Annotated in this window: 18 protein-coding genes and 1 pseudogene; 11 read left to right on the top strand and 8 right to left on the bottom strand. The window is 57.9% G+C overall.

Annotated features, from left to right (window positions below):
• The first annotated feature begins 9 nt into the window (after positions 1–9).
• The 5 genes and pseudogenes from ERE07_RS08680 to ERE07_RS08660 all read left to right on the top strand — a co-directional run bounded on the left by ERE07_RS08680 (position 10) and on the right by ERE07_RS08660 (position 3,695).
• The gene (locus ERE07_RS08680; RefSeq protein ID WP_130008426.1) at positions 10–726 is read left to right on the top strand and encodes a succinate dehydrogenase iron-sulfur subunit; all 717 of its coding nucleotides are present in this window, start codon (positions 10–12) and stop codon (positions 724–726) included.
• A 14-nt stretch (positions 727–740) separates the two neighbouring features.
• Positions 741–1,001, top strand: coding sequence for an FAD assembly factor SdhE (locus ERE07_RS08675; RefSeq protein WP_130008425.1), 261 nt, complete (start codon positions 741–743; stop codon positions 999–1,001).
• 18 nt (positions 1,002–1,019) lie between these two features.
• Positions 1,020–2,321, top strand: a complete 1,302-nt coding sequence (locus ERE07_RS08670) for a citrate synthase (RefSeq protein ID WP_130008424.1) — start codon at positions 1,020–1,022, stop codon at positions 2,319–2,321.
• A gap of 609 nt (positions 2,322–2,930) precedes the next feature.
• A pseudogene (locus ERE07_RS22350) lies at positions 2,931–3,272 on the top strand (lipid II-degrading bacteriocin); the annotation flags it as partial.
• A gap of 111 nt (positions 3,273–3,383) precedes the next feature.
• Positions 3,384–3,695 carry a hypothetical protein gene (locus tag ERE07_RS08660; protein WP_130008422.1) on the top strand — a complete coding sequence of 104 codons (312 nt, stop codon included), beginning with the start codon at positions 3,384–3,386 and terminating at the stop codon, positions 3,693–3,695.
• A gap of 115 nt (positions 3,696–3,810) precedes the next feature.
• Here the strand turns inward: ERE07_RS08660 and ERE07_RS08655 are convergent, their stop codons facing one another.
• A complete protein-coding gene (locus tag ERE07_RS08655; RefSeq protein WP_130008421.1) occupies positions 3,811–6,108 on the bottom strand; it encodes an NADP-dependent malic enzyme in 2,298 nt (765 codons plus the stop codon).
• A gap of 341 nt (positions 6,109–6,449) precedes the next feature.
• Between ERE07_RS08655 and ERE07_RS08650 the strand changes: the two genes are divergently transcribed.
• The 5 genes from ERE07_RS08650 to ERE07_RS08630 all read left to right on the top strand — a co-directional run bounded on the left by ERE07_RS08650 (position 6,450) and on the right by ERE07_RS08630 (position 14,822).
• Positions 6,450–9,320, top strand: a complete 2,871-nt coding sequence (locus ERE07_RS08650) for a 2-oxoglutarate dehydrogenase E1 component (RefSeq protein WP_130008420.1) — start codon at positions 6,450–6,452, stop codon at positions 9,318–9,320.
• A gap of 41 nt (positions 9,321–9,361) precedes the next feature.
• Complete coding sequence (gene odhB / locus ERE07_RS08645) at positions 9,362–10,579, top strand: 2-oxoglutarate dehydrogenase complex dihydrolipoyllysine-residue succinyltransferase (RefSeq protein ID WP_130008419.1); 1,218 nt, start codon at positions 9,362–9,364, stop codon at positions 10,577–10,579.
• Between the two features lie 180 nt (positions 10,580–10,759).
• Positions 10,760–12,187, top strand: coding sequence for a dihydrolipoyl dehydrogenase (gene lpdA / locus ERE07_RS08640; protein WP_130008418.1), 1,428 nt, complete (start codon positions 10,760–10,762; stop codon positions 12,185–12,187).
• Between the two features lie 74 nt (positions 12,188–12,261).
• Positions 12,262–13,353: a cell division protein ZapE gene (gene zapE, locus ERE07_RS08635; RefSeq protein ID WP_130008417.1), complete on the top strand. Its 1,092-nt coding sequence runs from the start codon at positions 12,262–12,264 to the stop codon at positions 13,351–13,353.
• A 134-nt stretch (positions 13,354–13,487) separates the two neighbouring features.
• Entirely contained in the window at positions 13,488–14,822 is a 1,335-nt protein-coding gene (locus ERE07_RS08630) for a tryptophan--tRNA ligase (protein WP_130008416.1), read from the top strand.
• A gap of 92 nt (positions 14,823–14,914) precedes the next feature.
• Here ERE07_RS08630 and ERE07_RS08625 read toward each other — a convergent pair whose 3' ends face one another.
• The 5 genes from ERE07_RS08625 to gabT all read right to left on the bottom strand — a co-directional run bounded on the left by ERE07_RS08625 (position 14,915) and on the right by gabT (position 20,650).
• The gene (locus ERE07_RS08625) at positions 14,915–15,754 is read right to left on the bottom strand and encodes an ABC transporter permease (RefSeq protein ID WP_130008415.1); all 840 of its coding nucleotides are present in this window, start codon (positions 15,752–15,754) and stop codon (positions 14,915–14,917) included.
• Between the two features lie 3 nt (positions 15,755–15,757).
• Positions 15,758–17,008: an ABC transporter permease gene (locus tag ERE07_RS08620; protein ID WP_130008414.1), complete on the bottom strand. Its 1,251-nt coding sequence runs from the start codon at positions 17,006–17,008 to the stop codon at positions 15,758–15,760.
• 72 nt (positions 17,009–17,080) lie between these two features.
• Positions 17,081–18,079 carry an ABC transporter substrate-binding protein gene (locus tag ERE07_RS08615; RefSeq protein ID WP_245153599.1) on the bottom strand — a complete coding sequence of 333 codons (999 nt, stop codon included), beginning with the start codon at positions 18,077–18,079 and terminating at the stop codon, positions 17,081–17,083.
• Positions 18,080–18,177: 98 nt separating this feature from the next.
• Positions 18,178–19,296, bottom strand: a complete 1,119-nt coding sequence (locus ERE07_RS08610) for an ABC transporter ATP-binding protein (RefSeq protein ID WP_245153572.1) — start codon at positions 19,294–19,296, stop codon at positions 18,178–18,180.
• Positions 19,297–19,384: 88 nt separating this feature from the next.
• The gene (gene gabT, locus ERE07_RS08605) at positions 19,385–20,650 is read right to left on the bottom strand and encodes a 4-aminobutyrate--2-oxoglutarate transaminase (protein ID WP_130008412.1); all 1,266 of its coding nucleotides are present in this window, start codon (positions 20,648–20,650) and stop codon (positions 19,385–19,387) included.
• A 100-nt stretch (positions 20,651–20,750) separates the two neighbouring features.
• Here gabT and pdxR point away from each other — a divergent pair, with 100 nt between their 5' ends.
• Entirely contained in the window at positions 20,751–22,262 is a 1,512-nt protein-coding gene (gene pdxR, locus ERE07_RS08600; RefSeq protein WP_130008411.1) for a MocR-like pyridoxine biosynthesis transcription factor PdxR, read from the top strand.
• A gap of 7 nt (positions 22,263–22,269) precedes the next feature.
• On the opposite strand, the gene ERE07_RS08595 is transcribed toward pdxR, so the two are convergent.
• Together ERE07_RS08595 and ERE07_RS08590 are read right to left on the bottom strand one after the other, a co-directional pair.
• Complete coding sequence (locus ERE07_RS08595) at positions 22,270–22,803, bottom strand: hypothetical protein (protein ID WP_130008410.1); 534 nt, start codon at positions 22,801–22,803, stop codon at positions 22,270–22,272.
• A gap of 4 nt (positions 22,804–22,807) precedes the next feature.
• Positions 22,808–25,198 carry a Tex family protein gene (locus ERE07_RS08590; RefSeq protein WP_130008409.1) on the bottom strand — a complete coding sequence of 797 codons (2,391 nt, stop codon included), beginning with the start codon at positions 25,196–25,198 and terminating at the stop codon, positions 22,808–22,810.
• Positions 25,199–25,270: the final 72 nt, after the last annotated feature.

The raw sequence follows: 25,270 nt of genomic DNA, 5'->3' as shown, positions 1-25,270 counted from the left end.
GATATGGAAATGAGCGAAAAACGTATCGTCAAATTTGAAATCTACCGCTACGACCCTGACAAGGACGAGCGCCCCTACATGCAGAAGCTCGAAGTCGAGCTGCATCCGAACGACAAGATGCTGCTTGATGCGCTCACGCGCATCAAGCACGAGGTTGACGACAGCCTTGCGCTGCGCCGGTCTTGCCGCGAAGGCGTGTGCGGCTCCGACGCCATGAACATCAACGGCAAGAACGGCCTGGCCTGCATCACCAACTTGCGCGAGCTCAAGCAGCCGATCGTGCTCAAGCCCTTGCCCGGTTTGCCTGTTGTGCGTGACCTTATCGTGGACATGACGCACTTCTTCAATCAGTATCATTCGATCAAGCCATTTTTGATCAATGACCAGCCGCCACCCGAGAAAGAGCGCCTGCAAACGCCTGAGGCGCGCGACGAGCTCAATGGCCTGTATGAGTGCATACTGTGCGCATGCTGTTCCACTGCCTGCCCGTCTTTCTGGTGGAATCCCGACAAATTCGTGGGTCCCGCCGGCCTGCTGCAAGCTTACCGTTTTATCGTCGACAGCCGCGATGAAGCCACTGGCCAGCGCCTGGACAATCTCGAAGATCCTTATCGCCTGTTCCGTTGCCACACCATCATGAACTGCGCCGACGTCTGTCCCAAAGGGCTTAATCCGTCTGCCGCAATCGGCAAAATCAAGGAACTTCTCGTACGCCGCACTATCTAGGGTCTCAACTGCTCATGAAAAAGCTGACCGAACTCGAGCGCGCCAGGTTGCGCTGGCGGGCCCGACGCGGCCTGTTGGAAAACGATTTGATCATCACCCGATTTCTGGATCGGTATGAGTCGGAGCTTACCGACGAAGATGTTTCTGCCTTGTCTTTGTTGCTTGAGATGGGCGACAACGAATTGCTTGATGTTTTGCTTGACCGCACTGGCCTGGAAGGGGAATACGACATCCCTGTCTTGCGTCAGATGGTCAAGCAGATGCAGGCGTTGTAATTTTTAAGGAAAATTGTGATGCAATTGTCAGATAAGAAAGCCACCCTGTCGTTTTCCGATGGCAGCAGTCCAATCGAATTCCCCGTTTATCAGGGAACTATTGGTCCGGACGTCATTGACATCCGCAAGCTCTACGGTCAGAGCGGTATGTTTACCTATGATCCCGGGTTCCTGTCGACGGCTTCCTGCGAATCAGGTATTACCTATATCGATGGCGATGAAGGCCAGTTGCTGTACCGCGGCTACCCCATTGATCAGCTCGCGCAAAAGTGCGACTTCATGGATATCAGTTATCTGATCCTGAATGGCGATCTGCCGGATGCAAATCAGAAGAAAGAGTTCGATTCACTCGTTACGCACCACACGATGGTGAACGAGCAGTTGCACTTCTTTCTGCGCGGTTTCCGCCGCGATGCTCATCCCATGGCGGTACTGACGGGGCTGGTTGGCGCGTTGGCGGCTTTCTATCATGACTCCACCGACATCACCAATGCGCATCATCGTCACGTTTCGGCGATTCGCCTGATCGCCAAGATGCCAACACTGGTCGCCATGGCCTATAAGTACTCCCAGGGCCAGCCTTTCATCTATCCGCAGAACGATCTGTCCTACACCGGAAATTTCCTGCGCATGATGTTTGCAACGCCTTGCGAAGAATACAAGGTCAACGAAGTTGTGGAGCGCGCGCTTGATCGGATCTTCATCCTGCACGCCGATCACGAGCAGAACGCGTCCACCTCCACAGTGCGGCTGTGCGGTTCGTCGGGTACCAATCCCTTCGCGGCGATTGCCTCGGGTGTTGCTTGCCTGTGGGGCCCGGCTCATGGCGGCGCCAACGAAGCCTGCCTGCAAATGCTCGAAGAGCTTCAGGCCAACGGCGGCGTGGCCAAGGTTGGCGAGTTCATGGAGAAGGTCAAGGACAAAAACTCGGGCGTGCGCCTGATGGGCTTCGGTCATCGCGTCTACAAGAACTACGATCCCCGCGCCAAACTGATGCAGGAAACCTGCAAAGAAGTCCTCGCGGCGCTGGGTCTGGAAAACGACCCCCTGTTCAAGTTGGCCATGGAACTTGAGCGCATTGCGCTCGAAGATCCTTATTTCGTGGACCGCAAGCTGTACCCGAACGTCGATTTCTATTCGGGCATCGTCCAGCGCGCCATTGGCATTCCCACGTCCTTGTTCACCGCCATCTTCGCGCTGGCGCGTACGGTGGGCTGGATTGCGCAATGGAACGAAATGCTGTCCGATCCAGACTACAAGATCGGCCGTCCTCGTCAGCTGTATGTCGGTTCCGAAGTGCGCGACATCGCTGGCAGGTAAGCCATCCCACTTCCAGGCACGCGGGCCCGCCCGCGCTGCCGGATCGCCCAAACGCCCGGTGTTCGCGCCGGGCGTTTTTTGTTTTGCCTTAAGGCGGGGAGAGACGATTGTGTTTCATCGGATGGTTTATTCCAATGGATAATTCAGTCTTATTTTAAATAAGAATAGAAATCGCTATTGTGATGGCCTCTGCTGCACTTTAGAGGTCTGTATGTGTGAAACTACAATTCTTCCCGTCATTTCTGTAGAGGGCAGGAGTGATCCATTTTGGCCGGCTGAATTTGGCTATTTTCTTCTACGAAATATTGGTCCGACATTTTCCCCGCCTCCCGTTGGGTGGGTAGATGAGCAGGCGAGGGCCTGGCGCAGACTGTTAAAAGACCCTGTCGCACACTTTCAGTATTACATTGACCGATTTAAAGAAGAGCCGTCAATTATCAAGAGGACGCTATTTGGCTTCGCATTATGGGATTCGATGCAGGATAGACGTGTGGCAGATCATAGGGTTCTAATATCACCTCCTGCCCAATACACTGTCCAGAGCGATAGGTTTTCCGGATCTATATTTACGCCATTTGCAGCATTAGCTAGCTATTTTTTGGAGGTGGCGCACAGAGGCGGGTGTCGATTAGGTCTTTGAGCCTGAAGCTTCGGCCTGAGGATATCCCGATGTTGTTAGACTTTGCGGATCGCGCTTCCCCTGGAAAGCACACGTTCTCCCAAACGTTTTCGTACGATACGATGAAATCGTCAGTTGTAACGGCCGCGTATCTTGGGCACATCACACTTGTCGTTGATGGGCACGTTCATATAGGCAAGAGGGGATTTGCAAATCAAACAGTACCTGACTGGCGCTTCAGGGCAACGCTTCGGGCGCTCCCCCGACAGATACGATGCCAATCCAAGCAGCCATCGTGGCCCGATAGCCGAGGCATCAACTTGGGTGCTTGATCAGCTTCCCGGTAAACCTTACGATATCGATATTGACGGAACGCAATCGATCAGTCTTAGACGTCCGAGAAGATGAAGCCAGCGCGGATAGTATCAGGGGTAATAGCTGCGGTGTTGCTGTTTGCCTGCGTCGTGTTTCTGGCATTGATGCCTGCCGCCGTGGGTAAGGATTGCGGTGGCGCGTCTGTGACGCACTTGCAGATGCTCGCGGCAAAGTCGTATCAGTTCATGAGCGCGCGGCTGGCGCCGGAGTCTCCGGAACATAGGGGAAAGTTTCTGGGCCTAAACAGCTCGCGTCCACCGCTGTATAGCGATCAGTCGCGCAGTTGGCTATTTCCCTATAGGGCTCAGCTCGCAGATGGCTCGCTGCGAGAAGGGCACGCTATTGTCACGTGCGACGATCGCGTGGAGTTTACAGGGTGAGGACATGCCGCCCGCGCTGCCCAAACGCCCGGTGCTCGCGCCGTGCGTTTTTTGCGAAAGAAGAGAGTAGGCGAGCTGCTCCGGGTGGGGCGGCTCGCCTGGGCTGTGTGGCGTATTACAGCTGAACCTGTCCGGCTTCCTGCTGCGCATCCACGACGGCGAGGGCTGTCATGTTGACGATGCGACGCACGGTGGAGCTGGTGGTCAGGATGTGCACAGGCCTTGCCGCGCCCAGCAGGACAGGGCCCATGGTCACGCCGTTGCTGCCTGTTATCTTGAGCGTGTTGTAGGTGATGTTGCCGGTGTCAAGGTTGGGCGTGATCAGCAGATTGGCAGGGCCTTTCAGCGTCGAATCCGGAAACGATTTCAGGCGGATTTTTTCGGAAAGCGCCGAGTCTGCATGCATCTCGCCATCCACTTCCAGATTTGGCGCCAACTCGGCCAGCAATTGCCGCGCCCTGGCCATCTTGCGCGACGAGGTGGTGGAGCGGCTACCGAAGTTCGAATGCGATAGTAGCGCTACCTTGGGAACCACGCCAAAGCGTTGCATTTCTTGTGCGGCCTGTATGGTCATGTCGGCAATCTGTTCGGCCGTCGGGTCTTCGTTGACATGCGTATCGCAGATGAACAGCGTTTGCGTGGGCAGCATCAGCACGTTCATGGCTGCGAAGGTGCTGGCGCCTTCCTTCAGGCCGATCACTTCCTCCACATACTTGAGCTGGTTGTCGAAACGGCTGCTGACGCCGCAAATCATGGCGTCGGCATCGCCGCGTTGCAGCAGCATCACGCCGATCAGCGAGTTGTGCTTGCGTACCATCGCCTTGGCAATTTCGGGTGTGACACCATCGCGGCCCTTCAGCTTGTAGTAGGCCGACCAGGTCTCATTGAATCTGGCGTCGTTTTCGGGATCCACGATCTCGAAGTCGGAACTGGCGGACAGGCGCAGGCCGAATTTTTCGATGCGCATCTTGATGACCGAAGGCCGCCCAACCAGAATGGGAAAGCCGATTCTTTCGTCAACAATGGTCTGCACGGCACGCAGTACGCGTTCATCTTCACCATCTGCATAGATGACCCGCTTGGGCGAGCTCTTGGCCTGCATGAACAGCGGGCGCATCAACTGGCCGGTGTGGTAGACCATGCTCATCAGTTTTTGACGATAGGCTTCCATGTCCTCGATGGGCCGGCGGGCGACGCCGGAGGCAGCGGCAGCTTCGGCGACCGCAGGCGCGATCTTGACAATAAGGCGCGAATCGAAAGGTTTGGGAATGATATATTCCGGACCAAAGGATAGCTCCTGGCCTGCATAGGCGGTGGCCACCTCGTCGTTCTGCTCGGCCTCGGCCAGCTCTGCGATGGCTTTGACGCAGGCCAGTTTCATTTCTTCGTTGATGACGGTTGCGCCGACATCAAGAGCACCGCGGAAAATGAACGGGAAGCACAAAACGTTGTTGACCTGGTTCGGGTAGTCGGAACGGCCGGTGGCGATAATGCAGTCCGGGCGCGCCGCCTTGGCGATTTCGGGGCGAATCTCGGGTTCGGGGTTGGCCAGGGCCAGAATAAGCGGGCTGGGAGCCATGGTCTTGACCATGTCGGCGGTAAGGACGCCGGGCGCGGAACAGCCCAGAAACACGTCTGCGTCCTTGCAGACGTCTGCCAGCGTGCTGGCTTCTGTGTTCTGCGCGTAGCGGGCCTTGGTGGGCTCCATGGTGCCTTCGCGGTCTTGGCGGATGACACCGCGCGAATCCACGACATAAATATTGCTGCGTCGCACGCCCAGGTGCACCAGGAGGTCAAGGCAGGCGATGGCGGCAGCGCCGGCGCCCGAACATACCAGCTTGATCTGGTCGAACTGTTTGTTGACGACCTTCAGGCCGTTGAGAATCGCGGCGGCGGAAATAATGGCGGTGCCGTGCTGGTCGTCGTGAAAGACCGGGATCTTCATGCGTTCGCGCAACTTCTTTTCTATATAGAAGCATTCGGGCGCCTTGATGTCCTCGAGATTGATGCCACCCAATGTTGGTTCCAGGGCAGCGATGATGTCCACCAGCTTGTCCGGATCGGTTTCGGCCAGTTCGATGTCAAAGACATCGATGCCGGCGAACTTCTTGAACAGACAGCCCTTGCCTTCCATGACGGGCTTGGCCGCCAGGGGACCAATATTGCCCAGGCCCAGCACCGCGGTGCCATTGGTGATGACCCCAACCAGATTGGAGCGCGAGGTATACAGGGCTGCGGCATCTTCGCCCTCTGCGTGGATGGTGGTGCAGGCCACCGCGACGCCAGGCGAGTAAGCCAGCGACAAATCATCCTGGTTGGCCAGGGGTTTGGTCGGCATGACTGAGATTTTGCCCGGCACAGGGTTGGCGTGATAGTCCAGGGCCAGCTTGGCCAGGTCGGCATTGGCGTCCATAGGTGTGACTCCTCGAGTTGCAAAGTGGAAATTTGTCTTCCGATGGGCCCGGAAGGGAGGAATACTATACAGAAGATGGCAAGGCGTTTGATAAGTTTAATGTTATACCCGACATGGCGAGGTGTTTGTTATAGCCAACGCTTTCGTGTTTAAGATCCTGTTTTCCGGTTGCGGGCTTATCCCGCTATCGCTTCAAGGGTATACTACTCGGAATACGGCTTATTAGGCGTCGTACCGTTGCCTTCTGCCCCCCCGCTATCCGCTAACCGGTCTGGCCGTGTCGCGGAAGGTTGTCCTGCATCATAACGAGCGAGACGCTCGGTCAGGTGAAGCGTATATCTATGTCATCGGAAAAAGAACTTTTATCCAACTCATATCTGTTCGGCAGCAATGCCCCTTATGTCGAGGAACTCTACGAGTCCTACCTCGATAACCCTGGTTCGGTTCCCGAACAGTGGCGTGGGTATTTTGACCAGCTCCAGCATCTTCCCGCAACCGATGGCAACGAGGCGACTCGTGATCGCGCTCATGCTCCCATCGTAGAATCCTTTGCGCAGCGTGCCAAGGCCAACGCCTTTGCAGCGCCGGCCAGCAAGAATGATCTTGCCGTGGCCAGCAAGCAAGTCTATGTCCAGAGCATCATTGCCGCCTACCGTTCACTGGGTGTCCGCTTTGCGGATCTGGATCCGCTCAAGCGCCAGGATCGTCCCAGCATCCCCGAACTCGATCCCGGTTTCTACGGGCTGACCGAGGCCGACCTCGATCAGGTCTACGCGGCCACCAACACGTATTTCACCAAAGCCGATACCATGACCATGCGCGACATGCTCAAGGCTTTGCGTGACACCTACTGTGGCAGTATCGGCGCGGAATTCATGCATATTTCGAATCCTGCCGCCAAGCGCTGGATCCAGGAGCGCCTGGAATCAACCCTCGGCCTGCCTGCACTGACCGCCGACCGCAAGCGCCATGTTCTGCAGCAGATCACCGAAGCCGAAGGTCTCGAGCGTTTTCTTCATACCAAGTATGTCGGCCAGAAGCGTTTCTCGCTCGAAGGCGGCGAAAGCTTCATCGCCTCGATGGACGAGGTCGTGCATCATGCCGGCGAGAACGGCATCCAGGAAATCGTCGTGGGCATGGCGCACCGTGGCCGCTTGAACATGCTGGTCAACATCATGGGCAAGATGCCTGGCGATCTGTTTGCCGAGTTCGAGGGCAAGCACGCCGAAGGCCTGACCGATGGCGACGTCAAGTACCACAATGGTTTTTCCAGCGATCTTTCAACGCGCGGTGGCCCTGTGCACTTGTCCCTGGCGTTCAACCCTTCCCATCTCGAAATCGTTAATCCGGTGGTCGAAGGCAGTGTGCGCGCCCGCCAGGATCGCCGCAACGACGAAGACGGCAATCAGGTGCTGCCGGTATTGGTGCATGGCGACGCCGCCTTTGCCGGGCAAGGCGTGGTCATGGAAACGCTCAACCTGGCGCAGACACGCGGCTACGGCACCGGCGGTACGCTGCACATCGTCATCAACAACCAGATCGGTTTCACCACTTCCGATCCGCGCGACACCCGTTCCACGCTGTATTGCACCGACGTGGTCAAGATGATTGAAGCGCCTGTGTTCCATGTGAATGGCGACGATCCCGAGGCCGTGGTGTATGTCACGCAGCTTGCGCTGGACTACCGCATGAAGTTCCACCACGATGTCGTGGTGGATATCGTGTGTTTCCGCAAGCTGGGCCACAACGAGCAGGACACGCCGTCGCTGACGCAACCCCTCATGTACAAGCGGATCGGTACCCATCCCGGCACCCGCAAGGTCTACGCCGACAAGCTGGTCGCACAGGGCATCCTGGCTGAAGCCGAGCCCGATCAAATGGTGAAGGACTACCGTCAGCTGATGGAAGACGGCCAGCGCACCATCGAGCCTGTGCTCACCGACTACAAGAACAAATACTCTACCGACTGGACCCCTTTTCTGGGTGCCAAATGGACGGATCAGGCCGACACGGCCGTACCCCTGACCGAACTCACCCGCATAGGCGAGCGCATCACGACGCTGCCTGAAAACTTTACCGTGCATACGCTGGTCAGCAAGCTGTTGAATGATCGCCGCAAGATGGCGCACGGCGAGCAGAATGTCGACTGGGGCATGGGTGAGCATCTGGCCTTTGCCACCCTGGTGGCCAGCGGCTACGCCATTCGCATTACCGGCCAGGATTCCGGGCGTGGAACGTTTACTCACCGCCACGCTGTGCTGCACGATCAGAAGCGCGAACGCTGGAACGATGGCACCTATATTCCTCTGCAGAATGTCTCTGACAGCCAGGCGCCATTCACCATCATTGACTCGGTGCTGTCCGAAGAGGCCGTGCTGGCGTTCGAGTACGGCTACTCTACCGCAGAGCCGAACACACTCACCATCTGGGAAGCCCAATTTGGCGACTTCGTCAATGGCGCGCAGGTCGTGATCGATCAGTTCATTACCTCCGGCGAAGCCAAATGGGGCCGTCAGTGCGGCCTGACGCTGATGCTGCCGCATGGCTACGAAGGGCAGGGCCCGGAACACTCTTCTGCCCGTATCGAGCGCTTCCTGCAGTTGTGCGCCGACAACAACATCCAGGCCGTCCAGCCTACCAATGGTTCGCAGATATTCCACGTGCTGCGTCGCCAGATGATCCGCCCCTTCCGCAAGCCGCTGGTCATCTTCACGCCCAAATCGCTGCTGCGCAACAAGGCTGCCACGTCGCCGCTGTCCGATCTGGCAACCGGCCAGTTTCTGCCGGTGATCGGCGAGGTCGATGAGTCCATCGTCGCCGAAGGTGTCAAGCGCGTACTGGTGTGTTCAGGCAAGGTTTATTACGATATCGTTCATGCGCGCGACGAAGCCGGGCGCAAGGATGTAGCCATCCTGCGTGTCGAACAGCTGTACCCGTTTGCGCACAAGGCCTTTCAGGCCGAGCTCCAGAAATACGGCAACGCCAAGGAAGTCGTCTGGGTTCAGGACGAGCCCCAGAATCAGGGTCCGTGGTTCTACATCCAGCATCATTTGTACGAGAACATGGCCGACGGCCAGAAGCTCGGCTATGCCGGCCGTCCCGCCTCCGCATCGCCGGCTGTCGGTTACCTCGCCAAGCACCAGGAACAGCAGCGCAATCTGCTCGAACAGGCGCTGGCTGCCCGGTTCAAGGGCTTTATGCTGACCAAGTAATCGCGAACTAATACCCTACATCAAAAAACGGAATACATATCATGGCTATTACAGATGTTGTCGTACCTCAGCTCTCTGAATCCGTGTCGGAAGCAACACTGCTCAACTGGAAGAAGCAGCCCGGCGAAGCGGTCGAGGCCGATGAAATTCTGATCGAAGTCGAGACCGACAAGGTCGTCCTTGAGGTGCCGGCGCCTGCGTCGGGTGTTATCAAGGAAATCGTGAAGGATGACGGCAGTACCGTGACATCAGGTGAAGTCCTGGCACGCATCGATACCGAAGGCAAGGCTGCTGCGGCAGAGCCTGCCGCCGAGCCGGCTGCAGAAGCTGCCCCGGCTGCGCCGGCCGCTGCACCCGCCGCGGCCGGCACGCCTTCCACCTCGGCAATCGCATCGCCGGCCGCTGGCAAGATCCTGGCAGACAAGGGTGTAGACCCCGCCACCGTTGAAGGTTCTGGCCGCGGTGGCCGCATTACCAAGGGTGATGCGCTCGAAGCCGGCAGCGCGCCCGCCAAAAAGGCCGCCGCGCCTGCGGCCGCGCCCACGCTTTCCCTGGATGGCCGTGCGGAACAGCGCGTCCCCATGAGCCGCCTGCGTGCCCGTGTCGCCGAGCGCCTCTTGCAGTCGCAGTCCGAGAACGCCATTCTCACGACATTCAACGAGGTCAGCATGCAGGCCATTATGGACCTGCGCAAGCAGTACAAGGACAAGTTCGAGAAAGAGCATGGCGTGAAGCTGGGCTTTACCTCCTTCTTCGTCAAGGCTGCGGTGGCTGCGCTCAAGAAATACCCCGTGGTCAATGCGTCGGTCGATGGCAAGGACATCATCTATCACGGCTATTTTGATATCGGCATTGCGGTGGGCAGTCCGCGTGGCCTGGTCGTGCCCATTCTTCGCAACGCCGACCAGCTTTCCATTGCCGAGATCGAAAAGCAGATCGCCGACTTTGGCAATCGCGCCCGCGACGGCAAGCTGGGTCTGGAAGAGCTCACCGGCGGCACCTTCTCCATTTCCAATGGCGGTGTGTTCGGCTCCATGCTGTCCACCCCCATCATTAACCCGCCGCAATCGGCTATCCTGGGTATTCACGCTACCAAGGAGCGCCCGGTCGTCGAGAACGGTCAGATCGTCATCCGGCCGATGAACTATCTGGCGCTGTCTTACGACCACCGTATCATCGACGGTCGCGAGGCGGTATTGGCCCTGGTGGCCATGAAGGAAGCGCTCGAAGATCCCCAACGCCTGCTGCTGGACATCTAAGTCCATGAGGCCAAGGGCTTGAACTGGCCCCGGGGTGTTTCTTTGTTCTGGAAACGCCTGCCGGGGCCTTTTCGGGTGTATTCATCTGTCTTGAAGACAAGCAGCGTATTCTTGCGCCATGCCCTCAAGACACGCAGGCTCCGTGCGGTCTGTGGCTAACCTTATCTATCGAGAAACAACATGGCAAAACAATTTGACGTCATCGTAATCGGCGCTGGCCCTGGCGGTTATATTGCGGCTATACGTGCTGCGCAACTGGGTATGTCTGTTGCCTGCATTGACGCCTGGGCAACAGCCGATGGCAAGCCGGCTCCGGGCGGCACGTGCACCAATGTGGGGTGCATTCCTTCCAAGGCCCTGCTGCAGTCGTCCGAGCATTTTGAGCAGGCCAATCACCATTTTGCTGACCACGGCATCGAGCTCAAGGGGATAACTCTCAAGCTGGACACGCTGACAGGCCGCAAGGATACGGTCGTCAAACAGAATAACGAAGGCATTCTGTATCTGTTCAAAAAGAACAAGGTCACATTTTTCCATGGCACCGGCTCGTTCGTCGCCAAGGTGGACGGGGGATGGTCCATCAAGGTGTCGGGCAAGACCGACGAAGCCCTGACGGCCAAGCACGTCATTATCGCCACGGGCTCTTCGCCGCGCGCGCTGCCTGGATTGCCGTTCGATGAAGAACAGATTCTGTCCAACGATGGCGCACTGCGGATTCCGGCTGTACCCAAGAAGCTGGGCGTGATTGGCGCGGGCGTGATTGGCCTGGAACTGGGCAGCGTATGGCGCCGGCTTGGCGCCGAGGTCACTGTGCTTGAAGCCATGCCTGATTTTCTCGCTGTGGCGGACCAGCAGGTCGCCAAAGAGGCGCTCAAGGCATTTACCAAACAGGGCCTGGCCATCCAGACAGGCGTCAAGATTGGCGAAGTCAAAAAGACGGCCAAATCGATCACCGTTCCTTACACCGATGCCGCTGGCGCAGAGCAGAAGCTGGTCGTAGACAAGCTTATCGTGTCGATAGGTCGTGTACCCAATGTGGAAGGTCTGGGTGTTGATACTGTCAGCCTGAAGCGCGACGAGCGCGGCTTCATCGCCGTCGATGACGATTGCAAGACCAATCTGCCCAACGTCTGGGCTGTCGGCGATGTGGTCCGGGGCCCGATGCTGGCGCACAAGGCAGAAGAAGAGGGCGTGGCAGTCGCGGAGCGTATTGCCGGCCAGCACGGCCATGTCAATTTCGGTACGATCCCGTCCGTGATTTATACGTCGCCCGAAATCGCCTGGGTGGGCAAGAACGAGCAACAGCTCAAGACTGAAGGGCGCGCCTACAAGGCGGGGAGTTTCCCCTTCATGGCCAATGGCCGCGCGCGTGCACTGGGTGACACCACTGGTTTCGTCAAGGTGCTGGCCGATGCCAAGACAGACGAAGTGCTCGGCGTGCATGTGATCGGCCCCATGGCTTCGGAACTGATTGCAGAAGCCGTGACCATCATGGAGTTCCGTGGCGCAGCCGAAGACATCGCCCGTATCTGCCATGCGCATCCGACCTTGTCTGAGTCCATGAAAGAAGCTGCGCTGGCCGTCGACAAGCGTACGCTCAACTTCTGATTTTCAGAAGCGTAGCACGACCATGAAAAGGGCGAGCGGTCGGCTTGCCCTTTCTGCTTTACGGACCCGATTCCATGAATGTACGCGAGTATTACCAGAAAGCCCTGCAGGAGCGCGGCTACACGTCCGACGAGGCACAGTTGGCGGCAGTCAATCGTTTGCAGCAGTATTACGATGACTGGATCAACTTCAAGAAGGCACGCTCGTCGACGCTCAAGAAAATTCTCAGGCGTCCCGCGGTTCCGCGTGGCGTCTATATGTGGGGCGGCGTAGGGCGGGGCAAAAGCTTCTTGATGGATGCTTTTTATTTGACGGTGCCGGTCAAGCGCAAGACGCGTGTACATTTTCATGAGTTCATGCGCAGCGTGCACCATGAACTGGACGCGGTGCGCGGGCAGCAAGACCCGCTGGATGAGGTGGCGCGCCGTATCGCCAAGCGATATCGCCTGATCTGTTTCGACGAATTTCATGTGTCCGATGTTGCTGACGCGATGATTCTGTATCGGCTGTTGCTGGGCTTGTTTGAGCATGGCACGTCGTTTGTCATGACCTCCAATTACGAGCCTTCCACCTTGTATCCGGATGGGCTGCATCGCGATCGCGTCCTGCCTGCCATCAAGCTGATACAGCAGCGTATGGACATCATGAATGTGGACGTAGGAACCGATTATCGCCGTCGCGCGATGGAGCAGGTACGCATGTACCTTACCCCCATTACCCAGGACACCGGGGCCGAGTTGCAGGCAATCTTTGATCGACTGCTTGATACTGCCCCGCTGGATCCCGTGCTGACGGTAGAGAACCGCAAGATTACAGCCAAGGCACGGGGCGGCAGCATTGTATGGTTTGACTTCGCCACTTTGTGCGGCGGCCCGCGTTCCCAGAATGATTATCTGGATCTGGCCAGCCGCTTCAAGACCGTGATTCTCTCGGATGTGCCAAAGATGGGCGCACGTGACGCATCCGAAGCGCGTCGTTTCACATGGTTGATTGACGTCTTCTACGATCACAAGATCAAGCTGGTCATGTCGGCGCAATGCCCTGCCGAAGAACTCTATACGCAAGGCCCCATGTCCAATGAATTTCATCGAACTGTCTCGCGCATCCTGGAAATGCAGTCGCGTGAATACCTTGAAGAAGAGCGCAGGGCAGCCGTCGCCTTGTAGTCATCGACCTTCGGCATTTCCGGCCACGGCTCCTGCCTGCAATCCATGCGCTTACAATGTATAGCCATCCTGTCCGGCGCATTGCCGTCCGGGGTATTTCGCACTTCTACAGCCTGCCATACTGATCCCAACTTATGAATACCCGAGTACTTACCGGCATTACGACCTCTGGCACACCGCATCTGGGTAATTATGCCGGGGCGATACGTCCTTCTGTCCAGGCCAGCGCACAGCCTGGCGTGGATGCCTTTTATTTTCTGGCTGATTATCATGCGCTGATCAAATGTGATGATCCGCAGCGCATTGCCCGATCCCGGCTCGAGATTGCCGCTACCTGGCTGGCGGCGGGACTGGACCCAGAAACCGTCACCTTTTACCGGCAGTCGGATATTCCCGAGATTCCAGAGCTTTGCTGGATGCTCACATGCGTGACCCCCAAAGGGTTGATGAACAGAGCCCATGCTTACAAGGCGTCGGTGGACCAGAACGTTGCACGAGACGTTGAGCCTGACGATGGCGTCACCATGGGCTTGTTTTCTTATCCTGTGCTGATGGCCGCAGACATCCTGTTGTTCAATGCCAATAAAGTGCCTGTTGGCCGTGACCAGATCCAGCATCTGGAGATGGCGCGCGATATCGCGCAACGGTTCAACCATCTCTACGGCGGCGGCCAAGACTTTTTCGTTCTGCCCGAAGTACAGATCGAGGATGACGTTGCCACGCTGCCAGGGCTGGACGGGCGCAAGATGTCCAAAAGCTACGACAACACGATCCCCCTGTTCGAAGGGGGCGCCAAGGCCTTGCGTGCATCGGTGATGCGCATCGTCACCGACTCCCGGCAGCCGGGCGAGCCCAAGGATGCTGAAAACGCCCATTTGTACACCTTGTATCGTGCGTTTGCCACGCCCCAGGCTTCCGGCGAGTTTCGCAGGCAACTCGAAGAGGGAATGAGCTGGGGCGATGCAAAGAACATGCTCTATGCACACCTGGAAGACATTCTCGCGCCCATGCGTGAACGCTATCTGGACCTGACAGCGCATCCCGACCGCATCGAAGACATCCTGCAGGCGGGCGCTCAAAAGGCGCGTAAGCTCTCGCGCCCGCTCATGGCGCAACTGCGCGAGGCCGTAGGCTTGCGCGCGGCGGCTTCGACGACCAATCGCAATGCTGTCGCCAAGGTCAATAAAGGCAAGTCTGCGCGCTTTATCAGTTTTCGCGATGAGACCGGCCAGTTCCGATTCCGCTTGATGGCCGCCGATGGACAAGAGCTCTTGTTGTCGGAGCCTTTTGCGGACCCCAAGGCGGCAGGTAACGTTATTGGGCTGCTCAAGCAGCAACCCTTGAACGACTTGGCAACCGAAGAAAAAGGGATTGTCAGCGTCAAGGTAGACGGCATGTTGATCAGCCAGTTCGAGACGGCGCTGCTGCCACTGGTGCGCGACGCGATTGCCGAGATGGCGCAGGATTAAATGAGTGTTTGCCCGACAGCAGCGGGCATCAGGCCTGATGGATGAAGGCTTCTTTCTACATCAGAAAGAAGTCTTCGTTTTTTGCAGTGTGCTTACTTGGCAGTGGCTGCCATCTGGCTGCGCCCGCGCAGCCATTCAAGCGTCAGCAACAGGCCGGTCGAGAAGACGATCAGTATTGTCGCAACGGCGGCGATCACCGGGCTGATGTTTTCACGGATACCGGTGAACATCTGGCGAGGCAGGGTAACCTGTTCGGGCCCTGCGAGAAACAACGTGACAACAACCTCGTCGAATGAAGTGGCGAAGGCAAAAAGCGCGCCAGCGATGACACCCGGCGCAATCATGGGAAGCGTTACCGTAAAGAATGCCTTGATGGGATTGGCGCCCAGACTGTAGGCGGCGCGCAGCAGATTGTCGTCAAAAACCTGCAGCGTGGCCAGCACGGTGGTGAGAACAAAGGGCGCGCCCAGCGCAGCGTGCGCAAGAATCAAGCCTGTGTAGGTGCTCGCAATGCCGTACGGCGCGTAGAACAGATATATCCCTACCCCGACAACGACAAGCGGCACAATCATCGGCGAGATCAATATCGCCATCAAGAGGCTTTTTCCCAGGAAGCTCACTTTGTGCAGGCCGACGGCTGCCAGGGTGCCGAGTATTGTCGCGATGAGGGTCGCGCTTGGCGCAACAATAAAGCTGTTTTTGGTTGCGCGCATCCAGTCTGCGGATTCGAACAGTGCGTGATACCACTTGAGTGAGAATGAAGGAATAGGGTAAAGCAGCAAAGTGCTGTCGCTGAATGACAGTGGGATGATGACGAGGATAGGCAGCAGCAAAAACACCAGTACCAACGCGCAGAGCAGGCGATGGGCGTAGAACCACACGCGCTCGGCGGTGGATGTGTGGGGCGGAAAGATCGGTGTGCGCGTGTTCATGATTCAGCCCAGTCCCAATTCACGGCCCGACAATCGTCGGTAGAGAAAATACAGCAGCAAGGTGCCAACCAGCAGGAGAAAGCCAAGCGCGCTGGCCATGCCCCAGTTGATGGTCTGATTGGTGAAATAGGCAACGTAATAGCTAATCATTTGGTCACCTGCGCCGCCCAGCAATGCCGGCGTAATGTAATAGCCCACCGCAATGATGAAAACCAGCAGTGTTCCCGCGCCGATACCAGGGTAGGTCTGCGGCACATAGATCCGCCAGAATGCCGAGAAGGGATGGCTGCCCAGGGAAATGGCGGCACGCTGATACGTTGAGGGTATGGACTGCATGACGCTGTAGAGCGGCAGAATCATGAACGGAAGCAGGATGTGTGTCATGGCGATGTAGACCCCCGTGCGATTGAACAGCAACTCTATCGGGGTGTCGGTCGTCCCAATGCCCATCAAGGCTTTGTTCACCAGCCCTTGACGTTGGAGCAGCACGATCCAGGCGGCAATGCGCACCAGTATCGACGTCCAGAATGGGATAAGGATGAAAATCATGACGAGGTTAGCCTTGCGCTTGGGCAGCGAGGCGATCCAGTAGGCCAGGGGAAAGCCCAGTGCCAATGTCATGAGGGTGACCAGCGCGCTGATGACAAAAGTGCGCTGAAATATGGCCAGGAAGGCGGAGGTGGTGGGGGGCGCTCTGGAAATCGAGCCGTCGGGTTCTTTTTTCAGATCGAGCGAAGCCAGCAGGTAATAGCTGGAATAAGGCGATCTGTTATTTGCGATTGCCTGCCAGTAGGCGGCTTCGCCCCAGCGCTTGTCAATCGCGAGCAGGTTGCGCTTGATTTCATCGCCGCTGAGTTCATGGTCTGCGTCGAAGGGCAGCCGGCGTATGGTTTTGAAGATCAGGCTGCGGTAGCCGGCAATCTCGTAGTTCAATCTGCGTGCAAGGCTTCCTGTGCCGGATTCGTCCTTGGCCTGCAACAGATCTTCCATCAGGGCAAGGTAGCTGTTCGCGCCGGGGGCGCCTTCGCCATTCCAGCTTTCAAGCGCGGTCAATGTGCGCGGGAGCCGCTGGATGACCTCGGGATTGTCCACCGCGCGATATAACAGCATCGAAATCGGAATGATGAAAATCGCCAGGAGAAATAAAGCGAGCGGAGCAATCAGCGCGAAGGCTTTCCATTTTCGCCGTCTGTCGGTTGCCGCCATGGCGCGTCGGGTTGCCAGCGCTGAGGAGCTTGTCATTGTTGCGGTCATGATAGTCCCTGGTTGCCTGCCCTTGCCTGATGGGGGCAAGGACAGGCCATAGCCTGGAGATATGCCAGCCGGTTAGCGGGTAGACCAGGCCGAGAAGCGCTGATCCAGTTCTTCGCCGTGATCGGCCCAGAAGTCATAGCTCGAGAGCAGTGCGTTCTTCATGTTCTCGGGCGAAGTCGGCATGTCGGCCAGCAGCTTGGGGTCGAGCTTTTCGATTGCATGTTTGTTGATGGGGCCATACGCGATATGCTGGGCATAGGCGGTCTGCGCCGGCGCCGACGATGCGTACTGGATGAATTTTTCCGCCAGTTCCTTGTTGGGGCTGCCTGTCGGAATAACCCAATAGTCCAGGTCGTAAATGCTTTCATTCCAGACAACTTTCATGGCCTGGCCTTCGCGGTTGGCCGCATCGATGCGCCCGTTGTAGGCAGTAGACATGACGACGTCGCCGGCCGCCAGCATCTGTACGGGCTGGGCGCCCGCTTCCCACCACTGTATGCTGGGCTTGAGCTCGTCCAGTTTTTTGAATGCGCGATCCACGCCTTCGGGAGTAGAGAGAACTGAATAGACCTCTTTGGGAGCGACCCCGTCTGCCATCAGCGCAAACTCAAGGTTGTAGCGCGCGCCTTTGCGCATGCCACGCTTGCCGGGAAACTTTTCCACGTCCCAGAAATCCGCCCAGCTATTGGGCGCTGTCGTGAGCGCTTTGGTGTTATAGGCCAGTGCCGTTGACCATACAAATGTGCCAACGCCGCAGTCGTGAATCGCTTCGGGAATGAAGTCATCCTTGTTGCCAATTCTGGACCAGTCCAACTGTTCGTACAGGCCCTCGTCGCATCCGCGCCCGAGGTCGGCGGTTTCCACTTCAACCGCATCCCAGACGACGTTGTTGGTTTCGACCATGGCTTTCACCTTGGCCTGTTCGCCGTTATAGGCGACGGAGATAATATTAATGCCCAGTTTTTTTTGCAGTGGCTCGACGAATGCGGCTTTTTGCGCATCCCCATTGGCGCCGCCAAAGTTGACGATCGTCAGATCGCGTGCAGCGGCCATATTGCAGCCTGCCACCATCAGTACTGCCGCAAGGCTGCTGCGATAAAAGCGGTTTGGTGTTGTCATATCTGTCTCCGTGAGTTGCTGTTATTGGTGAAATCATCTATGGAAGAAACTCAGGGGCTGAACACCCTGATGTGCTGCGGCGCGGCCTGCAGGAATACCGAGGCGCCTGCATCAAGTGGCATGCTGTCTGTATGGTCTTCCAGCGCCAGCTTGACGAATACCGAAGGTTCGCCGCCCGCTTCGCAGCGAAGACGAATATGGTCGCCAAAATACACCTTGTCCAGGGTCCTGGCCGGCAAGGTATTGGGCTGTGCCTGTGCCACGATGCGCAGGCGCTCCGGGCGTATCGCCACCACGCAAGGCGCCCCTTCCGACAGGCCGTGTATGTTCAGCGCCGTCAGTACAATGTGGTCGGCCAACCGCACACTGCATTGCTCGGCCTGAACTGATTCAACGACACCGTTGAATTTATTGCAATCGCCGACAAAACCAGAAACAAAGGCGTTGCAGGGTGATTCGTAAAGCGTATCCACACAGGAAATCTGCTGGATGATGCCCTGGTCAAACACCGCGACGCGATCCGACATGGTCAGCGCTTCGCTTTGATCGTGTGTCACATAGACAAAGGTAATGCCCAGCGCGCGGTGCAAGGCTTTCAGCTCAAGTTGCATATGTTCACGCAACTGCTTATCGAGCGCGCCCAAGGGTTCATCCATGAGCACGAGCTTGGGATTGAAGACAAGGGCGCGAGCCAATGCAATCCGCTGCTGCTGTCCGCCTGAAAGCTGTCTGGGATAGCGCTTGGCGAACGAGCCCATCTGAACCATGTCCAGCGCCTTTGCAATGCGTTCCCGGCGTTCTTCAGACGGCAGTTTGCGGACGGACAGCGGATAATCCAGATTCTTTTCCACCGTCAGATGTGGAAACAGCGCGTAGTTCTGAAAGACCATGCCGATATTGCGCTTATGCGGCGGCACGCGGTTCAGGCTTTGCCCGTCCAGCAGAATTTCACCGCTGGTCGGGAACTCGAATCCGGCCAGCATCATGAGGCAGGTGGTTTTTCCCGAGCCTGACGGCCCCAGCAAAGACAGGAACTCACCGTGACGAATATCAAGATTCAGGTCTTTGACCACCAGCGTTTCGCCATCGTAAGACTTTTGCACGTTGCGAAAGCTGACGAGTGGCGTGTCGTTGTCTGCATGAGAAGGGTTGTCTTGTCGCTCCATCATGTTTGTCCCCAGATAATTTGTTATGTGCGAGGCGCTGTCTGTGGCGGGCCGCCTTGTGCATTCTGTGGATGCGCCTGTCTTTCGCCGATCACACGCGTATCGCTGTCGACAGAATATGCAAGCCTTCGGTCAGTATGTCTTCTTCTATGGTGAGCGGGAACAGGAAGCGCACGACGTTGGCATGGGTTCCGCAGGTCAAGAGGATCAGGCCCTGTTCCAGCGCTTTTTCCTGCACCTTGCGGGCGAAGGCCGGATTAGGTTCGCCACTTTCGGGAACCTGGAATTCCACCGCTATCATGGCACCCAACCCCCGTATCTCGGCGATTTCCGGCGTAACCTCTTTGAGCGATGCCAGCGTGTCGCGCAGGCGATTTCCCAGTTGCAAGGCTCGAGCGGCCAGCCCTTCGGTTTCAATTATTTCCAGCACGGCTTGCGCGGCGGCCAGTGCCAGGGGATTGCCGGCGTAAGTGCCGCCCAGCGCACCCGGTGGGGGGGCGTCCATGATGTCCGCGCGACCGCATACCGCCGATAGCGGCATGCCTCCCGCCAGACTTTTGGCAAGGGTCATCAAGTCGGGCACCACGCCCGCATGCTCGATGGCAAACATCTTTCCCGTGCGCGCAAAACCTGTCTGCACTTCGTCCGCGATAAGCAAAATGCCATGCTGATCGCATATCGCCCGCAGCGACTGCAGCAGTTCGGGCGGCGCGACGTTGAAGCCGCCTTCACCCTGCACCGGTTCGATGATGATTGCCGCTACGCGCTGCGGATCAATATCCGCCTTGAAGAGGTTATTGATGGCCTTCAGCGAGTCTTGGGTCGAGACGCCATGCAGCGCCGACGGGAAGGGCACGTGATAGATCTCGGCCGGCATGGGCCCGAAACTGGCCTTGTAGGGATGAACCTTGCCGGTCAGCGCCATTCCCATAAACGTGCGGCCGTGGAACGCTCCCGAAAACGCGATCACGCCGCTACGCCCTGTGGCGCAACGTGCGATTTTGATCGCGTTTTCCACCGCTTCGGCGCCAGTGGTAAAGAACGCCGTTTTTTTGGGGTGAGCGCCGGGCGTGATCTGATTGATTTTTTCGGCCAGATCAATGTACGAACTATAGGGAGCAACCTGAAAGGCCGTGTGCGTGAATTTTTCCAGTTGGCGGGAGACGGCTGCGACCACCCGCGGGTGCCGGTGTCCTGTGTTGGTGACGGCGATACCCGCTGCAAAATCGATATAGCGACGTCCTTCCTGGTCCCAGAGCAGCGCGTTCTCTGCGCGTTCCGCAAAAAAATCACACATGATGCTGATGCCATTGGGTATCGCCTGCGACTTGCGCTGTTGCCACGTTTGCCTGGCCATTGTCGTCCTCTCGTTGCTTGTGTGTTGTGAAGTTGTAAGCACTATAACGAGCCTTTGGTTTACTATGTAGGCCCATTTCTGAATTTTTAATGGAGCCAATTTGAAACCCATCGCGCTCGCGGACTGGTTGCAACAATGGCTGAACGTCAACAGTGGCGAGCCGGCCTATCGCCAGCTTTATCGTCTGTTGCGGCAGGCGATGCTTGACGGTCGCCTGCCTTCTGGCACAAGGCTGCCTTCCTCGCGTGAGCTGGCCAGAGATCTCTCCATTGCGCGAAATACGGTGATTCAGGTGTACGAGCAGCTTGCGGTCGAAGGCTATGTGAGTGCGGCAACCGGCAGGGGTACGTTTGTTGAGGACATCAGCCAGGACACGATCGACAGCGTATCGGCTGTGGGGTGGAACGATCAGGCGGGGCCCGCCGGACAATCCAGCCGGGGCCTGTCGACACGCGCCCGCCGGTTGATCGACAGGCTGGGGTTCTCCAGAAGACAATACGGGGCATTCATGGCAGGGTTGCCGGATGTTGCGGAGTTTCCTGCCAAAACCTGGCTGCGCCTTCAGAACAAACACTGGCGCAACTCGCCTGGTCGCTTGTTGTCCTATGCCGAAGCCGGTGGGTACGCCCCCTTGCGTCAGGCCATATCGGCTTATCTGTATAGTTCGCGCTCGGTGAACAGCAACGCCGAACAAGTGGTGGTGACCACCGGCATTCACCAGGCGCTTGATGTGGCCACGCGATTGCTCTGCGACATTGGCGATACAGTATGGATTGAGGATCCCTCATATTGGGGCCTGCGCAATTTGTTGATTTCGTCAGGTCTCAAGGTCGAGCCTATTGCGGTGGATGCGGAGGGGATACGCCCCTCGCGGCACGATCTCAGGCATCCTCCCAAGCTGATTGTGGTCACGCCATCGCACCAGTATCCTCTTGGCATGGTCATGAGTCTGGCACGGCGGCGCATGCTGCTGGACTACGCAAGCAAGCATGGTTGCTGGATCATCGAAGATGATTACGACAGCGATTTTCGCTATGAAAGCCGGCCATTGCCCAGTCTGCAGGGGCTGGACAGCGCCGGTCTGGTTTTATATGTGGGAAGTTTCAGCAAGACGATGTATCCGGGACTGCGCATCGGTTATATGGTTGTGCCGGAACGCATGGCCGAAGCGTTTGCGTCCGCGCTTGCCGAGCTCTATCGCGAAGGACAGATGATGACGCAGGCTATCGTGGCAGAGTTTGTGCGCGAAGGCTACCTGAGCTCGCATGTGCGGCGCGTTCGCAACCTTTATGCGCAAAGGCGGGCCTTGCTGATTGACGTCATCCGCAGCCATTATGGGGATAGCCTGGAGATCGTTGGTGACGAAGCGGGCTTGCACCTTGTACTGGCCTTGCCAGAGTATGTTGACGACCTTGAGATATGCCGTCAGGCATTTGAGCGAGGGATAACAGTGCGGCCACTGAGTGATTATTATCTGCATGAGGCGCGAATACGGCGCGGCCTGCTGCTGGGCTATGCCCAAGTGCCTCCAGAGCAAATTGAGCCTGCATTCAAGATATTGGCCAGCGTCGTCGACGCCCAGCTTTCGATGCGAAAGCAAAGCGTCGTCTAGGCCGCTGTCACGCGCACAGCTCAGCCCGCAACGCCAGCGATTTGCACAATGCGAGGATCTCCTCGACCTGCTTGCGATACACCAGAACATCCTGGAAGTCGTGGGTATAGCTTTCGCCAAAGCTGATCAACTGATAGTTGGGATGATGCGTCAGCAGTTGGGCGTCCACCCAGCGATAAAAATCAGAAATGGTTTCGAAGGCATTGTCGTCGTAGGGATAGCCTGGCAGTTGTGGCTGTTCGAATGCATCCATGATCTGCTCGTAGAGCTCGTCAACGTTGTCCGAAACGGCAAAGTAATCCTGAAGCTCAACAAAGAGGATGAAGGCCGTCACGCCGTCGGGATCGTACTGCGCTACCTTGGCGGCATCTGCGCCGTAGTGTGTCTGCAGTGTTGCCGCGGGTCGGTCTATTGCCTGCATACAGATCCCGGCGATGCGTTCGGTTTCGTGCGTATCCAGGTCATCGCAGGACAGCAGCCCAATCAGCCGGGCGAGCTTGCTGTGGGTTAGCGCATCGAGGGGCAGGGCGTCTGCGTTCATGGCATTATCGCTTGAGTTTTGCAAAGGCCGCGGCCATTGCGCCCATGCCATCAGACTGGGCTGCGCGCTGGCCGGGGCGGCCATCGGCGCGGCGATCATTTCCGCGGCGGGCGCTGCCGGAGGCTGAAGAGCGCTCTGCGCCACGGCGCGCCGGCGCAGAATCATCATCAAGGCGCATCGTGAGCCCGATGCGCTTGCGCGGGACATCGACCTCTTGAACCTTCACTTTGACGGTCTGGCCCACGCGTACGACGTCGCGGGGATCTTTGACGAAGGTGTTGGACAAGGCGGAAATATGTACCAGCCCGTCCTGATGCACGCCGATATCGATGAAAGCGCCGAAGTTGGCCACATTGGTGACGACGCCTTCGAGAATCATGCCTTCGTGAAGATCGGAGATCGTGTTGACCCCTTCCTTGAACTGAGCCGTCTTGAATTCGGGCCGAGGGTCGCGGCCGGGTTTTTCGAGTTCCTGGAAAATATCCTTGACGGTGGGCAGCCCAAACCGATCGTCGGTGAATTCCGAAGGAGAAACACCTTTTAGTGCGCCCTGGCGGCCCATGATCTGGCGCGCGTCAGCCTGAATTCTGGCCAGAATGCGTTCCACGACAGGATAGGCTTCAGGGTGCACCGATGAGGCATCCAGGGGATTGTCGCCGTTCGGAACACGCAGAAACCCGGCAGCCTGTTCAAACGCCTTGTCGCCAAAGCGGGGCACCTTGAGCAGGGTTTTGCGGTCGGGGAATGCGCCATTGCTGTCGCGCCACGAAACAATATTGCGTGCCAGCAGGCTGTTCAACCCCGACACCCGTGTGAGCAGGGGGGCGGAGGCGGTGTTGACATCCACCCCTACTGCGTTCACGCAGTCTTCGATGACCGCGTCCAGCGAACGTGCCAGTTCGCGCTGATTGACGTCGTGCTGATACTGACCCACGCCAATGGCCTTGGGTTCGATCTTTACCAGTTCGGCAAGCGGATCCTGGAGGCGGCGCGCAATCGATACGGCGCCGCGCAGGCTGACATCCAGATCCGGGAACTCGTTGGCGGCCAGTTCCGACGCTGAATAGACCGAGGCGCCCGCCTCGGACACCATGACGCGCGTGAAGGCCAGTTTCGGGAACTTGGCCTGCGTATCAATGACCAGTTTTTCGGTTTCGCGGGATGCCGTGCCGTTGCCGATGGCGACCAGCTGGATATTATGGCGCGCAGCCAGTGCGGCCAGGGTGTTGATGCTGCCCTCGCGATCACGGCGAGGCTCGAAAGGATAGATGGTGGCGGTTTCCAGCAGCTTGCCCGTGGCATCAATTGCCGCGACCTTGACACCTGTGCGAATCCCCGGATCCAGGCCAAGCACGGATTTGGGCCCCGCCGGAGCCGCGAGAAGGAGATCTTTAAGGTTGGCGGCGAAGACGCGAATAGCCTCTTGTTCGGCATTCTCGCGCAGGCGGCCGATGAGTTCCGATTCAAATGCGGTCAGCAGCTTGACGCGCCACGTCCAGCGGCAGACTTCGCCAAGCCAACGCGCGCGCGGCGTAGCGTCGATCGAGAAGTCGGCGTCGACGTCCAGGAAGTCGGCAATGCGCTCCACGCAGGGGTGGGGAGTACGGGCTTCGAGCTCTGCCTCTAGCCCCAGGCGAATGTCCAGCACGCCTTGCTGGCGGCCGCGCAGCAGCGCCAACATGCGGTGCGAGGGTAGAGAGCGCAGACGTTCGCTGAAATCAAACCAGTCGCGAAAGTTGTCGCCCTCGTTTTCCTTGCCCTCGACCACTTTGGAGTACAGCAGCCCGGTGGTCCACAGGTGCTCGCGCAGATCGGCCAGCAGATCGGCGTTTTCGGCGTAGCGTTCCGCCAGAATATCGCGGGCGCCATCCAGGGCGGCCTTGCTGTCGTTGATCTTCGCCTCGGGATTGAGATAGGCAAGTGCCAACTGCGCAGGATCGCAGGCGGGATCGGCCAGTATGGCGTCCGCCAGAGGTTCCAGCCCGGCTTCCCGGGCGATCTGGGCGCGGGTGCGGCGCTTGGGTTTGTAGGGCGCGTACAGGTCTTCCAGGCGCTGCTTGGTGTCGGCGCCACGAATTTCCTGCTCGAGTTCGGGACTGAGCTTGCCCTGCTGGGCAATGGATTCGAGAATGGCGCTGCGTCGTGTTTCGAGTTCGCGCACATAGCCCAGGCGCACCTCAAGGTTGCGCAGTACGGTGTCGTCCAGCCCGCCGGTGGCCTCTTTGCGGTATCGCGCAATAAATGGCACGGTTGCGCCGTCGTCCAGCAGTTCTACGGCCGAGGCGATCTGGGCGGGGCGCACATTCAGCTCGGCGGCCAGCATGGCAATGATGCGGGCGGGGTCGCTGGTGTAGGCGGTGGATTCCGGGCTAGCTTGAACTTGGGTATCAGTCATCGATCCAACATAAATTAACGGTGTGTCACGCGGCGCATTTTGCCACAATGCGAGGCCGGGGAGAATCTGCCG

Origin of the sequence: Allopusillimonas ginsengisoli (assembly GCF_004153455.1) — a bacterium.
GTDB lineage: Bacteria > Pseudomonadota > Gammaproteobacteria > Burkholderiales > Burkholderiaceae_B > Allopusillimonas > Allopusillimonas ginsengisoli.
This window is presented reverse-complemented; position numbering and strand designations above follow the sequence as displayed.

What these genes read in the sequence shown, in the direction of transcription:
- ERE07_RS08610 (WP_245153572.1), bottom strand. Translation starts at nt 19,296, where the DNA reads ATGATGGAGCGACAAGACAACCCTTCTCATGCAGACAACGACACGCCA.
- gabT (WP_130008412.1), bottom strand. Translation starts at nt 20,650, where the DNA reads ATGGCCAGGCAAACGTGGCAACAGCGCAAGTCGCAGGCGATACCCAAT.
- ERE07_RS08680 (WP_130008426.1), top strand. Translation starts at nt 10, where the DNA reads ATGAGCGAAAAACGTATCGTCAAATTTGAAATCTACCGCTACGACCCT.
- zapE (WP_130008417.1), top strand. Translation starts at nt 12,262, where the DNA reads ATGAATGTACGCGAGTATTACCAGAAAGCCCTGCAGGAGCGCGGCTAC.
- ERE07_RS08620 (WP_130008414.1), bottom strand. Translation starts at nt 17,008, where the DNA reads ATGACCGCAACAATGACAAGCTCCTCAGCGCTGGCAACCCGACGCGCC.
- ERE07_RS08630 (WP_130008416.1), top strand. Translation starts at nt 13,488, where the DNA reads ATGAATACCCGAGTACTTACCGGCATTACGACCTCTGGCACACCGCAT.
- ERE07_RS08655 (WP_130008421.1), bottom strand. Translation starts at nt 6,108, where the DNA reads ATGGACGCCAATGCCGACCTGGCCAAGCTGGCCCTGGACTATCACGCC.
- ERE07_RS08670 (WP_130008424.1), top strand. Translation starts at nt 1,020, where the DNA reads ATGCAATTGTCAGATAAGAAAGCCACCCTGTCGTTTTCCGATGGCAGC.
- ERE07_RS08650 (WP_130008420.1), top strand. Translation starts at nt 6,450, where the DNA reads ATGTCATCGGAAAAAGAACTTTTATCCAACTCATATCTGTTCGGCAGC.
- lpdA (WP_130008418.1), top strand. Translation starts at nt 10,760, where the DNA reads ATGGCAAAACAATTTGACGTCATCGTAATCGGCGCTGGCCCTGGCGGT.
- ERE07_RS08675 (WP_130008425.1), top strand. Translation starts at nt 741, where the DNA reads ATGAAAAAGCTGACCGAACTCGAGCGCGCCAGGTTGCGCTGGCGGGCC.
- ERE07_RS08595 (WP_130008410.1), bottom strand. Translation starts at nt 22,803, where the DNA reads ATGAACGCAGACGCCCTGCCCCTCGATGCGCTAACCCACAGCAAGCTC.
- ERE07_RS08590 (WP_130008409.1), bottom strand. Translation starts at nt 25,198, where the DNA reads ATGACTGATACCCAAGTTCAAGCTAGCCCGGAATCCACCGCCTACACC.
- ERE07_RS08625 (WP_130008415.1), bottom strand. Translation starts at nt 15,754, where the DNA reads ATGAACACGCGCACACCGATCTTTCCGCCCCACACATCCACCGCCGAG.
- odhB (WP_130008419.1), top strand. Translation starts at nt 9,362, where the DNA reads ATGGCTATTACAGATGTTGTCGTACCTCAGCTCTCTGAATCCGTGTCG.
- ERE07_RS08615 (WP_245153599.1), bottom strand. Translation starts at nt 18,079, where the DNA reads ATGGTGGCAGGCTGCAATATGGCCGCTGCACGCGATCTGACGATCGTC.